This is a genomic window from Flavobacterium sediminilitoris (assembly GCF_023008245.1).
GTDB classification, from domain to species: domain Bacteria; phylum Bacteroidota; class Bacteroidia; order Flavobacteriales; family Flavobacteriaceae; genus Flavobacterium; species Flavobacterium sediminilitoris.
In genome coordinates, this window is the sequence record NZ_CP090145.1 from 3,815,240 (window position 1) to 3,829,515 (window position 14,276).

The 14,276-nt window shown below is 29.4% G+C and carries 11 protein-coding genes; 5 read left to right on the forward strand and 6 right to left on the reverse strand.

Going from position 1 to position 14,276, the window contains the following annotated elements; genetic code table 11:
- Positions 1–4: 4 nt before the first annotated feature.
- The 5 genes from LXD69_RS17530 (at position 5) to LXD69_RS17550 (ending at position 5,983) form a co-directional block, all read left to right on the forward strand.
- Positions 5–2,017 (forward strand): T9SS type B sorting domain-containing protein, encoded by a 2,013-nt coding sequence (locus LXD69_RS17530; RefSeq protein WP_246916364.1) that lies wholly within the window; start codon positions 5–7, stop codon positions 2,015–2,017.
- A 94-nt stretch (positions 2,018–2,111) separates the two neighbouring features.
- Entirely contained in the window at positions 2,112–3,122 is a 1,011-nt protein-coding gene (locus LXD69_RS17535) for a DHH family phosphoesterase (RefSeq protein WP_246916366.1), read from the forward strand.
- Positions 3,119–3,670, forward strand: a complete 552-nt coding sequence (gene gldI, locus LXD69_RS17540; protein WP_045972088.1) for a gliding motility-associated peptidyl-prolyl isomerase GldI — start codon at positions 3,119–3,121, stop codon at positions 3,668–3,670. The genes LXD69_RS17535 and gldI overlap by 4 nt, the downstream gene beginning before the upstream one ends.
- A 10-nt stretch (positions 3,671–3,680) precedes the next feature.
- Positions 3,681–4,790 carry a peptidylprolyl isomerase gene (locus LXD69_RS17545; protein ID WP_246916368.1) on the forward strand — a complete coding sequence of 370 codons (1,110 nt, stop codon included), beginning with the start codon at positions 3,681–3,683 and terminating at the stop codon, positions 4,788–4,790.
- 11 nt (positions 4,791–4,801) lie between these two features.
- Complete coding sequence (locus tag LXD69_RS17550) at positions 4,802–5,983, forward strand: peptidylprolyl isomerase (RefSeq protein ID WP_246916370.1); 1,182 nt, start codon at positions 4,802–4,804, stop codon at positions 5,981–5,983.
- A 78-nt stretch (positions 5,984–6,061) separates the two neighbouring features.
- Here the strand turns inward: LXD69_RS17550 and LXD69_RS17555 are convergent, their stop codons facing one another.
- The 6 genes from LXD69_RS17555 to typA all read right to left on the reverse strand — a co-directional run bounded on the left by LXD69_RS17555 (position 6,062) and on the right by typA (position 14,204).
- The gene (locus LXD69_RS17555; protein ID WP_045972081.1) at positions 6,062–7,261 is read right to left on the reverse strand and encodes a PepSY-associated TM helix domain-containing protein; all 1,200 of its coding nucleotides are present in this window, start codon (positions 7,259–7,261) and stop codon (positions 6,062–6,064) included.
- Positions 7,262–7,317: 56 nt separating this feature from the next.
- Positions 7,318–7,935, reverse strand: coding sequence for a hypothetical protein (locus LXD69_RS17560; RefSeq protein WP_246916372.1), 618 nt, complete (start codon positions 7,933–7,935; stop codon positions 7,318–7,320).
- Positions 7,936–8,005: 70 nt separating this feature from the next.
- Entirely contained in the window at positions 8,006–9,301 is a 1,296-nt protein-coding gene (locus LXD69_RS17565) for a hypothetical protein (protein ID WP_246916373.1), read from the reverse strand.
- Between the two features lie 19 nt (positions 9,302–9,320).
- Positions 9,321–11,747, reverse strand: a complete 2,427-nt coding sequence (locus LXD69_RS17570; RefSeq protein ID WP_246916375.1) for a TonB-dependent receptor — start codon at positions 11,745–11,747, stop codon at positions 9,321–9,323.
- Positions 11,748–11,895: 148 nt separating this feature from the next.
- Complete coding sequence (locus tag LXD69_RS17575; RefSeq protein ID WP_246916377.1) at positions 11,896–12,327, reverse strand: hypothetical protein; 432 nt, start codon at positions 12,325–12,327, stop codon at positions 11,896–11,898.
- An 80-nt stretch (positions 12,328–12,407) separates the two neighbouring features.
- Complete coding sequence (gene typA, locus LXD69_RS17580; RefSeq protein WP_045972069.1) at positions 12,408–14,204, reverse strand: translational GTPase TypA; 1,797 nt, start codon at positions 14,202–14,204, stop codon at positions 12,408–12,410.
- Positions 14,205–14,276 lie beyond the last annotated feature (72 nt).

The window sequence follows — 14,276 nt, forward strand, 5'->3', positions numbered from 1 at the left end:
ACAAATGAGATATTTCTTTATACTTTTTACATTTTTCTTTTTTCAAAAAAACATAGCACAATATATAACCGTTGATGAAACATATACCGCAGAGGAACTGATTAGAGATGTTCTAATCAATAGTACTTGTGCCTCAATCAGCAATGTTAGTGTTATTGGAGGAAATTTTGCAAGTGGTGAAAAATCATACGGATATTTTAATGGAACAGGTACAACATTCCCTTTTCAAGATGGAATTATCCTTAGTACTGGTAAAGTTTCTGAAGCTCCAGGACCAACAACACCTAGGGCAGATAGCAATTTGAGTGGATGGACAGGTGATGCAGATTTAGATCAAACACTTAATGTAGCCTCAAACAATGCAACAATTTTAGAATTTGATTTTGTTCCATTAGGCAATAAAATTAGTTTTGATTATATCTTCTCTTCCGAAGAATATGAAGCCAATACAAACTTTCCTTGTGTATATTCAGATGCTTTTGCATTTTTATTAAAAGAAGCAAATCAACCTTATCAAAACCTAGCTTTGATTCCTGGAACATCAATACCTGTAAAAGTTACTACTGTACATCCTGCTATAAATGCATCAGGAGGTTGTCCTGCTCAAAATGAACAATATTTTGATGCTTTTAATGGGGTTGAACATCCAACAGTTTATAACGGACAAACAATTATATTAACAGCTCAAGCAGATGTTATCCCAGGAACAACATATCATATAAAACTTGTAATTGCTGATGAAGATGATGGTCGTTTTGATTCTGCTATTTTTCTTAAAGGTGGAAGTTTTAACTTAGGAGTAAACTTAGGAGATGATAGGTCAATTGCAACTGGAAACCCTGTATGCCCAGATGAAATTTTAACTCTTGACGCTACAACTGCAAATGTACAATCTTACCAATGGTATTTTGCTGGAAACCCTATTCCTAATGAAACTAATCCAACCCTAACCTTAAATCCTCCTTATAATGATACTCAAATTGGAGAATACTCTGTAGATTTAGTATATAATGCAACATGTACAAATACGTCTAAAATAAATTTAGAGTTTGCTCCTGAATTAGTTATTGGTGAAGATGAATTTACAGAATGTGACTATGAAGGTGAACAAGATGGCATTAGAACTTTTGATCTTAATGCTATAATTCCTGAATTATTTCCAAGTTTACCTACAAATTATCAAGTTGCCTTTTACGAAAGTACTACTTCAACTACTCCATTACCTCTAAATTACAGAAATACAACTCCATTCCAACAAACAATATATGCTAGAACATCAAATATAAATTGTTATGGAAATATTCCTGTAGTATTAAACATCAATACTTTTAATGAAGTTATTACAGATGAGACTTTCTATTTATGTGAAGGAACAACTATGACTTTAGATGCTGGAAGTGGTTTTTCTTCTTATTCTTGGGATACAACCCCTAATCAAACATCACAAACGATTACCATTACAGAATCTGGAACATATAAAGTGATACTAGAAAATGCAACAGGATGTTTTAAAACAAAAACATTTACAATTATTAGCTCTGGAATAGCTACAATTCAAAGTATTAATATTGAGGATATTTCAGATAATAATATAGCTACAATTATCGCTCCTGGTTCTGGTGAATATGTTTTTTCATTAAATGGAATCAACTATCAAGCTTCAAATGTATTTGAAAATTTAATTGCAAACGAATATACCGTTTTCGTAAAAGACATTAGAGGGTGTGGTATTGCTACACAAATATTTTACATAATAGATTTTCCAAAATTTTTCACACCAAATGGTGATGGCTATAATGATACATGGAAAATTAAGAATCTAGAAAAAAGAGGTTTAGAAAATAGTAAAATATACATATTTGATAGGTATGGAAAACTATTAAAAGAAATTTCACCAGAAGGAAATGGTTGGGATGGAACTTTTAATGAAAAACCATTACCTTCAGGAGATTATTGGTTTGTTTTAAAATTAACAAACGGAAAAATAGTAAAAAGTCATTTTTCATTGAAAAGATAAATAAAAATATAGAATAATTAATTTCATAAACGTGGTATCAATAAATATTGATACCACGTTTTACAGAAATAAAAAATACATTTAATACAATAGAATGCTACAAGAAAAAGAAATATCAGAAATAAAATCTTTCCTTAGTTCTCCAAAAAAAATAACGATAACCGCACATAGAAATCCCGATGGCGATGCAATGGGGTCTTCATTAGGTCTTCTACATTTTTTAAAACAACTAAATCATGAAGTAGTATTCATTTCTCCTAATGAATTTCCTGATTTTTTAGCATGGTTACCTGACACTAATAAAGTTGTTATTTTTGAAAGAGAATATGATAAAGCACTACCTATACTACAAAAAAGTGATTTAATATTTACATTAGATTTTAATGCTTTACACAGAACAGGTGATGCTATGCAAAAAACATTGGAAACTCTAACAAACCCAATGATGATGATCGACCATCATCAATTACCTGATGATTATGCTAAATATACTTTTTCAGATGTTAATTATGGTTCAACATGCCAAATGGTTTACGACTTCATAAACATATTAGGCTATAATCATTTAATTAATAAAGAAATTGCAACATGCTTATACACAGGTATCGTAACAGATTCTGGAAGTTTTCGATTTCCAAAAACAACATCAGATACACACAAATGCGTTGCCGATTTAATAGACAAAGGAGCTAATAATAGTGAAATACATAGCGCTCTTTTTGATAACTCTAGTTATACTCGACTACAACTTCTTGGAAAAGCATTGCAAAATCTAAAAGTTTTACCCGAACTTAAAGCATCTTATATTACCCTTAGCCAAGAAGAACTTGACTCTTTTAATTACAAAAAAGGAGACACAGAAGGTATTGTTAATTATGGATTAAGTATAGAGGGAATTATAGTAACGGCTATATTTATTGAAAATAAAGAAGAAGGAATTATAAAAATCTCTTTCCGTTCACAAGGTGGTTTTGATGTAAATGAATTTGCACGAAATCATTTTAATGGAGGCGGACATATAAATGCAGCAGGTGGAAAATCTTTTTCTAACTTAGAAGAAACAGTAAAACAATTTATTGCTATTTTAGCAAAAGAAAAAAAATGAAAATGAAAATCTTCCCATTACTTATAATTAGTATCTTTTTTATAAGTTGTTCTCAACAGCAAGCCAGAAAACCCATTTCTCAGACAAATGGTAATTTTATTAAAGAATCTATTGAACGCAATAAAATACTAATTGCAAAAGAAGAAAAACTAATAGACGCTATAATAAAGAAAGACACATTAAAACAATATATTGCTTCAAAAAAAGGATATTGGTATAAGTATATAGTAAAAATAGAAGAAAACACCCTTCATCCAAAAAAAGGCGACATTGCTTACTTTGACTATGAGATAAATAGTATTAATAACACTGCAATTTATTCAAAAGAAGATTTAAAACCTCAAAAATATATTGTTGACAAGCAAAATATTATGATGGGACTTAGAGATGGAATCAAATTAATGAAAAAAGGAGAAACAGTTACATTTATATTTCCATCTCATATGGCATTTGGTTATCATGGAGATGATAATAGAATAAATCCAAACGAACCATTAATTTGCACCGTAAGTCTTAATGATTTAAAACAAGATACTACACAAAAATAATTTTACAAACATGAAACACTTAACAAGTCTAGTATTTGGCTTATTTGCCATTTTTACATCGTGCACAGATCCATATTCAAAACTAGAAGAAGGAATGTATGCCGACATTACAACAAACAAAGGATCAATTATTTTAAAATTAGAATTTGAAAAAACACCTATTACAGTTGCCAATTTTGTTTCTTTAGCAGAAGGGAAAAACCCATTTGTAGAGGATCAATTTAAAGGAAAACCTTTCTATGATGGATTAAAATTTCACCGAGTAATTCCAGATTTCATGATTCAAGGTGGTGATCCACTAGGTGATGGTTCTGGTGGACCAGGTTATAAATTTAAAGATGAATTTCATCCTGATTTAAAACATAGTAAAGGTGGAATACTTTCTATGGCAAATGCTGGACCTGGAACAAATGGTAGCCAATTTTTCATTACACATAAAGAAACACCATGGTTAGATAACATGCATACTGTTTTTGGAGAAGTAATAGAAGGAAAAGAAGTTGTAGATTCTATAGCACAAGATGACATTATTGAAAAAATTACAATTGTAAAAAAAGGAACTGATGCTAAAAAATTTGATGCTGTAAAAATCTTTAAAGACTATTATTCAATAGAAGCTGAAGAGCAGAAAAAAGAAGCTGAAATACAAAAGAAAGAAGCTTTAAAGGTTGAAAAAGCAAAAGCTGACAAAGCTGTGGAAATTGAACAATTAAAATTAGACGGAACAAAAACAAAAACAGGTTTAATTTATAAAATAATTTCAAAAGGAGAAGGAAAAAAACCAAAAAAGGAAACACAAGTATATATCAATTATGCTGGATTCCTTCAAAATGGTGAATTATTTGATTCTAATTATGAAGATGTGTCTAAAACTTTTGGCAAACTAGATCCTAATAGAGCACAACAAGGAGCTTATAAACCTTTCCCTTTTAAATATGGAGACAAGCAAGGCTTAATTGCTGGTTTTATTGAAGCATTAGAATTAATGTCTTACGGAGACAAAGCTATAGTTTATATTCCTTCAAATTTAGGATATGGCTCACAAGGTGCTGGAAATGTAATTCCTCCAAATGCAGATATTATTTTTGAAATTGAAATGCTTGAGAATTTACCAAATTAATACACTAAAAAATGAATACAAAAAGAATCGTAGTACTATTAACTTTATTATTAACACCTTTTTTTACAGTATTAGCTCAAAAAACAGACGGTTTATTTGCTGAAATTAATACTTCAAAAGGGAAAATAGTTTTACAATTAGAATTTGAAAAAACACCTATCACAGTTGCTAATTTTGTCGCTTTAGTCGAAGGAAAAAACACTTCTGTTGATGAAAAATTAAAAGGAAAACCTTTCTATAATGGATTAAAATTTCACCGAGTAATTTCAGATTTTATGATTCAAGGTGGTGATCCTGATGGAACTGGTTCTGGTGGACCAGGATATAAATTTATTGATGAAATTTCTGATTTAATTCATGATAAAGCAGGCATATTATCAATGGCAAACGCTGGAGCAGGAACAAATGGAAGTCAATTTTTTATTACTCATAAAGAGACACCTTGGTTAGATGGAAAACACACTGTTTTTGGACATGTTATTGAAGGACAAGATGTAGTTAATGCGATTGTTCAAAATGATATTATTGAAAATATTACTATTATTAAAAATGGAAAAGCTGCAAAAAAATTCAAAGCTGAAAAGATTTTCAAAAATTATATGGACAACAAAGAAGCTGAAGATAAAAGAATAACTGCTTTAAACAATGAAAATAAAGAAAAAATAACTGCAATCCAAGAAGCAAATAGAAAAAAACAAGCTGAGATTGAAGCTCAAAAAAGAAAAGAACTAGAAGAAAAACTAGTTGTTATGAATAAAGAAAAAGCAGCTTATTTTACAGCAAATAAAGAAAAAGCTATAAAACTTGCTTCTGGATTAGAGTATATTATTACTGAAAAAGGAAATAACACTAAGCCAACTGATGGTGCTCAGGTTTATGTTCATTATTCTGGTTATTTTGAAGACGGGAAACTGTTTGATAGTAGTTATGAAGAAGTAAGCAAGAAATATGGCAAATTTGACCAAAATAGAGCAAGTCAAAAAGGATATTTACCTTTTCCTTTTAAATATGGAAGCAAAGGTGGATTAATTCCTGGTTTCCTAGAAGGCATTCACAACATGAGTCTTGGAGATAAAGCAATCGTTTTTATTCCTTCTTCTTTAGGATATGGAGAAAAAGGAGCTGGTGGAGTTATTCCTCCAAATGCAAATCTAATTTTTGAAATTGAATTATTAGAAACTCAATCAAAATAAAACTCTATTTTTAAAAATAAAAAAAGAATCTCAATATTTGAGATTCTTTTTTTATACAAAATATTTTACGTAATCTTCTTATTTCAGTTTTTTCCACCAAATTATAAAACCCGTTATAGGTAATGAACAGCCTATAAGTGTAAACAAAAAATAGAACAAGACGCTTTTCCATCCCAAAATTTCGCCTGTATGTAATGGTTTTGAAATCTCTATAAATTGCTTATGTAATGGTTTATCTGAAAACTTTTGCATGTGTTTCAAATTTCCTTTTTTATCAAATGAAAGTTCATCAGGCAACATTGCTCCTAACCAATTTTGAGTATTTATCTTTGTTATTCTAAATTCTGAATCTTCTTTATTTGGAGCTACTATACTAGTTGTTGCTTTATATGATAATTTTTTATTGGCTAATTTATAGATCGAATCAAATGAAATTGGTTTAACATTTTCTAAGCTTTTTTTATCATCTTCTTTAATCATCATTTTCGCTAACATATCATTGAAGTCAACTGAAAGTTCATCATTTTCTTCTAAAGCATCTCCTTTTGAAAGAACAGGATTTCCGCCAAGACTTACAATAAAAACATTTTTCATCCAAGGATAAGTAATATATAAACCTGTTAGAGCTATAAATAATAAAACTATAAAACTATAAAACCCGAATGTTTTATGTAAATCGTAATTAATTCTATAAAACTTTGCTTTCCATTTAATTGTAAGTCCATTCTTTAAGTCACGAAATGTTTTAGGCAACCAGAGAATAATACCTGACAATAATAATAAACAAAAAATAATAGTTGATATTCCTACTATTTGTTTGCCTATATTTGGTATTAATAAAGTTTTATGAATATCTAAAATAAGCTTAAAGAAATCATCTAATCTATTATTATTGTAACCTAAAAGATCAAAAGTATACGGATTAAAATACTGTGTTTTTATAAAACTCGAATTTTCTTCTGAATAACTAATACTCAAACTTCTATTAGAAGATTCTGGAATAACGATTGTTTTAATAGTATTGCCTTCCTTTTTAAAAAAATGCTCAATAGCAGCAATATTTATACTATCGTTTTTAGGTGTTGTAACAAAAACTTTTTCTCGGTTATAAAAATCGTTTATTTGATTTTTAAAAGCATAAATACTACCTGTTAAACATACAATAAGAACAACTATAGATGAAAGCAAACCTAGCCACAAATGGAGAATTGCCATACCATATTTGAACCATGATTCTTTTTTACGCTTTTTTCTAAGTAACGCTTTTTTAATTTTCATATAAAAAGGAAAAAGACGCAATCTTGGTGTATTGCGTCTTTTGTTATTAAACAAATTTATTCTTTATCTTTAAAATCCTGATTTTTAACAATTTTCAAAAATTCAGTATATTGCTCCTCAGATAAATATTGCTTCAAAGCATTTTTTCTTTCTTTATCAAATTTTACCCAATATTCTTTAGCTAATTCAGAATTTCCATGATAAATATCGTGTGCATCATGATATGATTTTTCAAATGCATTGTTAGCTGCTTCTAAAACTTTAGATTGCTCGTCTGTTAAAGCTAACTTAGTTTTAATTTCAGCTAAAACCTTATCGTTATATCTTGGTCTTTTACGGCTGTTTTTATCCATGAACTCCGTATATTTTTGCATTTGATCTTCATTTAAAAAAGTGGAAACTTCTTGCTCTTGTTGTGCATTACGCTCTTCCATTTTCTTAAATGCCTCAACACGATCCATTTTTTCACCCGAAGCTTTAATAGCTGACCTATTTTCTTCTGCTATTTTTATATATTTTTCTATAACTTCATCAAATTGTGTCGTTTGTTCTTCAGATAGCGCAAGTTCTTTTTTAAGTTCATCATAATTGATTCCTCTTCTTTTACCATTTTCAGAGTTACATGAAGTAAGTAATATTGCTGTTACTAAAACTGTAAAAAATATTTTTTTCATAATTGTTTGATTTTATATTAAAAGTAGACTCATATATATATGAGTCTACTAAAATTATTTAGTATTAAAGTTAAAAAATCCCTAAGTAGAAAGCGTCAACACCTGTTTCTAAACTTGCTCCTATTGTATAGCCATTTTCAGAAGTTGATGTAGGATCAAAAATGTAAATATTTCCATTACCACCTAGTGGAGTTAATGCCATAAATAATTTTCCATCAATCACACTTGCCCATTGATATTGACGTAACCACATATTAAATGAAATATTTATTTTAACAGCCGTTTTGTTGTAAAGATCAACACGAACCAAATGCCAATTTGAACTTGAGCTATCTCCTGCATCTGTATTTAATACGGGAACATATCCAATACCATTACCTACATAAAACCAACCAGTATTAGCTTCTGCTCCGTGATTTAATAAAGCTGCAATATCAAATTTCCCGTAAGATGCATCATAATTTCCATTACTAATTTTCACAATTGAAGCACCACCAGATGTAACTAATTGATAAGTATCTTCATTTTCATCTTTATGTGCTACTGGTGTTCTATATCCGTTTGAAGAACCTGCTGCATCAGTTGTAGAAATAGTTGTAGGATTTTGTAATGAAGGGTAATCAACAACCAACGTTTCTACATTATTATATACCATTGTTTCATTAGAACTTGTTAAAGGGTCATAATTTCTTTTCATTACTCCATAATATAACTTACCATTTGCTACAACTGGTGCGTCAATACGAAATACATGGATTCCTTCACTAGCCTCTACTGGTTCCCAAGGATATTCAAATGATGCATTTTGTGTAACTGACATTGTATTTAAGTCAACTAGAGCTAATGTTACTGTCGCTTTAGTTCTTTCATAAACTAAACCAGAAGCATCATATAAGTTTTCAGTAGCCACAGCCTGTAGCATTGCATACTGATCATTAATTTTTGTCCAACGTGGATTAGCAGTACCCATAACCGCCTGAACATCCGTATTTAAACTTAAAGAATAATCTTGTCCACCATTATAATTATATTTTGCTACTGCTCCTCCTCCATAATTTAAATTATATAATGTATTACCATCATTAGAAGCATAAACTCTAGCTGTTCTAGTAGATGGTACTTCAAACCCATAACCATTAAACGAAAAAGTTTTATTTGGATTCATCATGTCTTCAACCGTTACGCCTTGAGTATATGTTGCTGAATTACCTGTAGATCCTTGTCCTAAAACTAAATGATAGGTTTTATAAGCCGAATTATTAGTTGTTGGAGCTGAAGAAGAATCGTCATCACTACATGAAGTTATTGATATTGCTAAAGTTGATAGCAAACTTAATTGGAATAATTTTTTAAAATTGAAATTCATACTAATTATTTTAAATTATTTATAAAATTGAATATGTTAATTTTCCGTAAAAACCTCTACCTGGTTTTTGTAGAGCATAATTATCGAAAAGCTGTTTATTTAAAATATTTTTTGCATCTAAACTAAATGTTAACTTTTTATTTGGAAAAGTATAAGCAACTCCCATATCAAAAACATACTGTGTTGGAATTATTGTTTTTCCTGCGCCTCCTAAAGTATTACCATGCCTAAAAAATTCATGAACATATAATAAGTTAGTAAAAAAAGAGAATCTTGACTTGTCTTGAATTAAGTTCATTTTATCAAAACGTAAGTTATAATTCATTGTAAAATAAGGCGTATTGGATAATCGTTCATAAGAAGGAGTTATGGGTACTCCATTATTATTAAATGTTACATTATAATCGCGAGCATCAAAAATTGAAGTACTTGCATTAAAATATATCATCTTATTAAAATCATAGTTCATTTCAACATCAAAACCTTTGGTATAAATTTTTCCTACATTTCGATTTAAAAAAAACTCTTCAAAATTTCCAACTGGAAGTTGCATTATTAAATCTTGAGTATCTCTAATGAAGCTATTTATTGTAAAACCAAATGTGTGATTTTTAAACTGTACATTAGTTATTGAAAAACCTAAATTATAATTATTACTTTTTTCCGATTGTAATTCAGCTGCTGCATTTATATTTTCTGCAACATTTCCAAATACTTCTTCTGCCTCAGGCAAACGAACAGCTTTTTCTGCGGAACCAAAAACCATAAGGTTATTACTTATTAAATACGAAATAGCTCCTCCAAAACCAAAATCATCAGTTTTCGTATTATTTTCTTTTAAAAGAAGTGTAGAATTTGATTGATTTCCTGTACGAGTTCTAATTTTTGATGTGCGATCCATCAAATAATATTTAGTAAACACATTTGTTTTTAACTTATCCTCAAAAAAATTATTTTCAACAGAAAATGACAATACATTTTTCATATATTCCCTCTGTTCTTTCAAACTATTTTCAGCTATAGAAAGTCTTGGATCATCTGAATTTCTAGTAAATCTATTTAATAAATGATTTAATTGTATTTTATTCTGATTACTAAAATTATATGTAAAATTAGTTCGAGTATTAATTGCTTTATCAATATCTTTTTGAAGTGTAGGCCTACCTGCTTCAGCCCCTGACGCCCAAGAATCAGGGTTTCCAAAATAATACGTTGGATGTCCTAACCAGCTATATTGAGTAGCTATAGTGTCAATTGTTTTTCTGTTAAGTTTTGAATAAGAAATAAAAGTACTTACATCAAAGTTTTCAAAAACATTCTTTTTTGCATAATCTAAACTAAGCATATTAGTGTTTTGAGTATAGTGTCTATTTCCATAAACTACTTCCATAGTAGCTCCTGTTTGTACTTGCTTATCCATATGAGAAAGCAATGTTCCAAACATAAGTTTATCAGCCCATTTTACATCTGTATATCCAAATTCGGCTTTAGCTCCTTGTGAGCGATATCTATCATGAAATCTCTTTGCTTCAATATATACATCAGGTGTTCCTGGAGAAAGTTGAACTGCAACCTGATCACCCCAAACTTTATAATCGTTATCTGCATAATTCAAAAAAGCAGCTCCTTTAACAGTTAAGCCATTTTTATTATTTCTATGAGCTCCATTTGCATCAATTCTATATGTTCCGAATGAACCAGCAGAAGTAGAAACTGTTAAATTATTTTTTAAACTCGTGTTCAAAACAATGTTAATAGCTCCACCCATAGCATCATCTGATAAATGAGCTGGCACCACACCTTTATAAACTTCAATACGTTTAATCATAGATGGTGGAATACTATTTAATGAAAATGAAGGTCCAAAATTTCGAATAGGAACTCCATCTATAAAAATTTTAACTGAATTTCCAGACATTCCATTCAAGATGTAGTTTGTACGTGATCCCAAACCTCCTGATTGTCTAACTCTAATACCAGCACTTTGGTCTAAAAGCTCATTTACTTGAATAGATTGTAAAGCTGCTTTTTCAGTTTCAATTATGTTAACTGCGAATCCTTTTTCTTCAATCTTCCTTTTATATGATTTTGATTGTAGTTCTACTTCATTTAATTGTTGAATTTCTGTAGCCTCTAAAGTAATATTAACTTCTTCTATTCCTTTATCAATAGTTATTTGTATACTTTTTGGCTTTGCATCAAGAGATTGAATTTTTAATTCATAAACACCATAAGGTATTTTATTTATTTCATAATGACCATCAATATCTGTTACTGTTTCTTTTATTATTGAATTTCCTGTTAATATAATATGAGCTCCAATAACAATTTCACTTGTATTAAGAATTACTTCACCTTTTAAAAAGCCACTAGAGTTGTTTTGAGAAAATAACGGTAAGCAGAAGATTACACTAAAAATTATAAATAATTTATTATAGAATAGCATTGTAATTTATTTTCTACAAATATATTTATTTAGATTTAATTAAAATAATGTAATTTCACTTTTTGCATTAAAAGTAATTAGCACTTATTTTTATAAAAATATCTCTTCTTTTTATAAAAATAAGTGCTAATTATTTAAAATTTTATATTTAAAATTTCCAATCAAACTCATCGCTGTTATTAAAAACAGCTCCTATCTCTATTTTAAAAACTTCATTATAATCAACATTTACGAAAATCCAATTATCTTCAAAGAAGTAATTTTCAGTTCCATCAACTATTTCAGTTTCATATTGAGTCATTTTATTATTTGAAAATAATACTTTAACATCTTTCCATTTTTGACCAATTATTTTTTGACCAAATAATTCTAGATTCTGATGTATTGAAGTAATATATCCCAATCTCAATTCTTCTTCATCATAAAAGGTTAACCTCATTTTATGTTCATCATAAACATATACAACATTCTCTTCTTCATCAATATATTGTTTACTTGGTCTACCATATATTGCTTCTACATCTTTTTGTTTCATACCAAAAAGAAGCTTATCAATACCAAATTTTAATTTAATTTCCATAATTTTTAATTTTAAATAAAAAACCACCTCGTAAAAACGGGTGGTTTAAAAATACTATTTTTATAAAAACATTTAAACTATTATAATTTAAAACGTTTTCTATCATTCTCATTTAAATAAATCTTACGTAAACGTAATGATTTAGGTGTTACTTCAACATATTCATCTTTTTGAATATATTCTAATGCTTCTTCTAATGAGAATTTGATTGCAGGAATAATTCTTGCTTTATCATCAGCTCCAGAAGAACGTACGTTAGAAAGTTTTTTCGTTTTAGTAACATTTACAGTCATATCATCGCTACGAGTGTTTTCTCCAATAACTTGACCTTCATAAATATCTTCATTAGGATCAACAAAGAATTTACCTCTATCTTGTAATTTATCAATAGAATAAGGAATTGCTTTTCCGTTTTCCATAGAGATTAAAGATCCATTATTACGTCCAGGAATTTCTCCTTTAAATGGTTCGTATCCTATAAAACGGTGTGCCATAATAGCCTCACCAGCAGTAGCAGTAAGCAATTGATTACGTAATCCGATAATTCCACGAGATGGAATATTAAATTTCACAACCATACGCTCTCCTTTACCTTCCATACTTAACATTTCTCCTTTACGAATAGAAACAAATTCTACCGCTCTTCCAGATAAATTTTCTGGTAAATCAATTGTTAATTCTTCAATTGGTTCACATTTTACACCATCAATTTCTTTGATAATAACTTGTGGTTGTCCAATTTGTAATTCATATCCTTCTCTTCTCATTGTTTCAATAAGAACTGATAAGTGAAGTACTCCACGTCCAAAAACCATAAATTTATCAGCAGAATCTGTTTCACCTACTTTTAAAGCAAGGTTTTTCTCTAATTCTTTAGTTAATCTATCTTTAATATGACGAGATGTTACAAATTTCCCTTCTTTACCAAAGAAAGGAGAATCATTAATTGTAAACAACATACTCATTGTTGGCTCATCAATAGCAATTGTTTGTAATGCCTCTGGGTTTTCAAAATCAGCGATAGTATCACCAATTTCAAATCCTTCAACACCTACAATTGCACAAATATCTCCAGCAACTACTTCTTCTACTTTTCTACGTCCAAGTCCTTCAAAAGTATGTAATTCTTTAATTCTAGATTTAATAACTTTCCCATCTCTTTTTACTAATGAAATAGGCATTCCTTCTCTTAAGATACCTCTTTCTAAACGTCCAATAGCGATACGTCCTGTAAAACTAGAAAAGTCTAAAGATGTAATTAACATTTGAGGAGTTCCTTCTGACACTTTTGGTGCAGGAACATTCTCAATAACCATATCTAAAAGTGGTTCAATATTAGTAGTTTGATTTTTCCAATCATCAGACATCCAATTGTTTTTAGCAGAACCATAAACTGTTGGGAAATCTAATTGTTCTTCTGTAGCTCCTAATTCAAACATTAAGTCAAAAACTTTTTCATGAACCTCCTCTGGAGTACAATTTTCTTTATCAACTTTATTAATTACTACACAAGGTTTTAATCCTAAATCAATAGCCTTTTGAAGTACAAAACGAGTTTGGGGCATAGGACCTTCAAATGCATCTACTAAAAGACATACACCATCAGCCATGTTTAATACTCTCTCTACTTCACCACCAAAATCCGCGTGACCTGGAGTATCAATAATGTTAATCTTAGTACCTTTGTAGGTAACTGACACATTTTTAGATGTGATAGTAATTCCTCTTTCACGCTCTAAATCATTGTTATCCAATATCAAGTCTCCTGTGTTTTCGTTTTCACGAAACAGTTGACAGTGATACATAATTTTGTCAACCAAAGTTGTCTTTCCGTGGTCAACGTGTGCAATAATTGCAATGTTTCTAATTGGTGTCATGCTATATTTTTTTCAAGGTGCAAAAGTAAACTTTATTTTTGGATAAAACACTATATAATAATTAACTAAATT

Coding starts and splice junctions, on each gene's coding strand:
- LXD69_RS17530 (WP_246916364.1), top strand. CDS start 5: ATGAGATATTTCTTTATACTTTTTACATTTTTCTTTTTTCAAAAAAAC.
- LXD69_RS17535 (WP_246916366.1), top strand. CDS start 2,112: ATGCTACAAGAAAAAGAAATATCAGAAATAAAATCTTTCCTTAGTTCT.
- gldI (WP_045972088.1), top strand. CDS start 3,119: ATGAAAATGAAAATCTTCCCATTACTTATAATTAGTATCTTTTTTATA.
- LXD69_RS17545 (WP_246916368.1), top strand. CDS start 3,681: ATGAAACACTTAACAAGTCTAGTATTTGGCTTATTTGCCATTTTTACA.
- LXD69_RS17550 (WP_246916370.1), top strand. CDS start 4,802: ATGAATACAAAAAGAATCGTAGTACTATTAACTTTATTATTAACACCT.
- LXD69_RS17555 (WP_045972081.1), bottom strand. CDS start 7,261: ATGAAAATTAAAAAAGCGTTACTTAGAAAAAAGCGTAAAAAAGAATCA.
- LXD69_RS17560 (WP_246916372.1), bottom strand. CDS start 7,935: ATGAAAAAAATATTTTTTACAGTTTTAGTAACAGCAATATTACTTACT.
- LXD69_RS17565 (WP_246916373.1), bottom strand. CDS start 9,301: ATGAATTTCAATTTTAAAAAATTATTCCAATTAAGTTTGCTATCAACT.
- LXD69_RS17570 (WP_246916375.1), bottom strand. CDS start 11,747: ATGCTATTCTATAATAAATTATTTATAATTTTTAGTGTAATCTTCTGC.
- LXD69_RS17575 (WP_246916377.1), bottom strand. CDS start 12,327: ATGGAAATTAAATTAAAATTTGGTATTGATAAGCTTCTTTTTGGTATG.
- typA (WP_045972069.1), bottom strand. CDS start 14,204: ATGACACCAATTAGAAACATTGCAATTATTGCACACGTTGACCACGGA.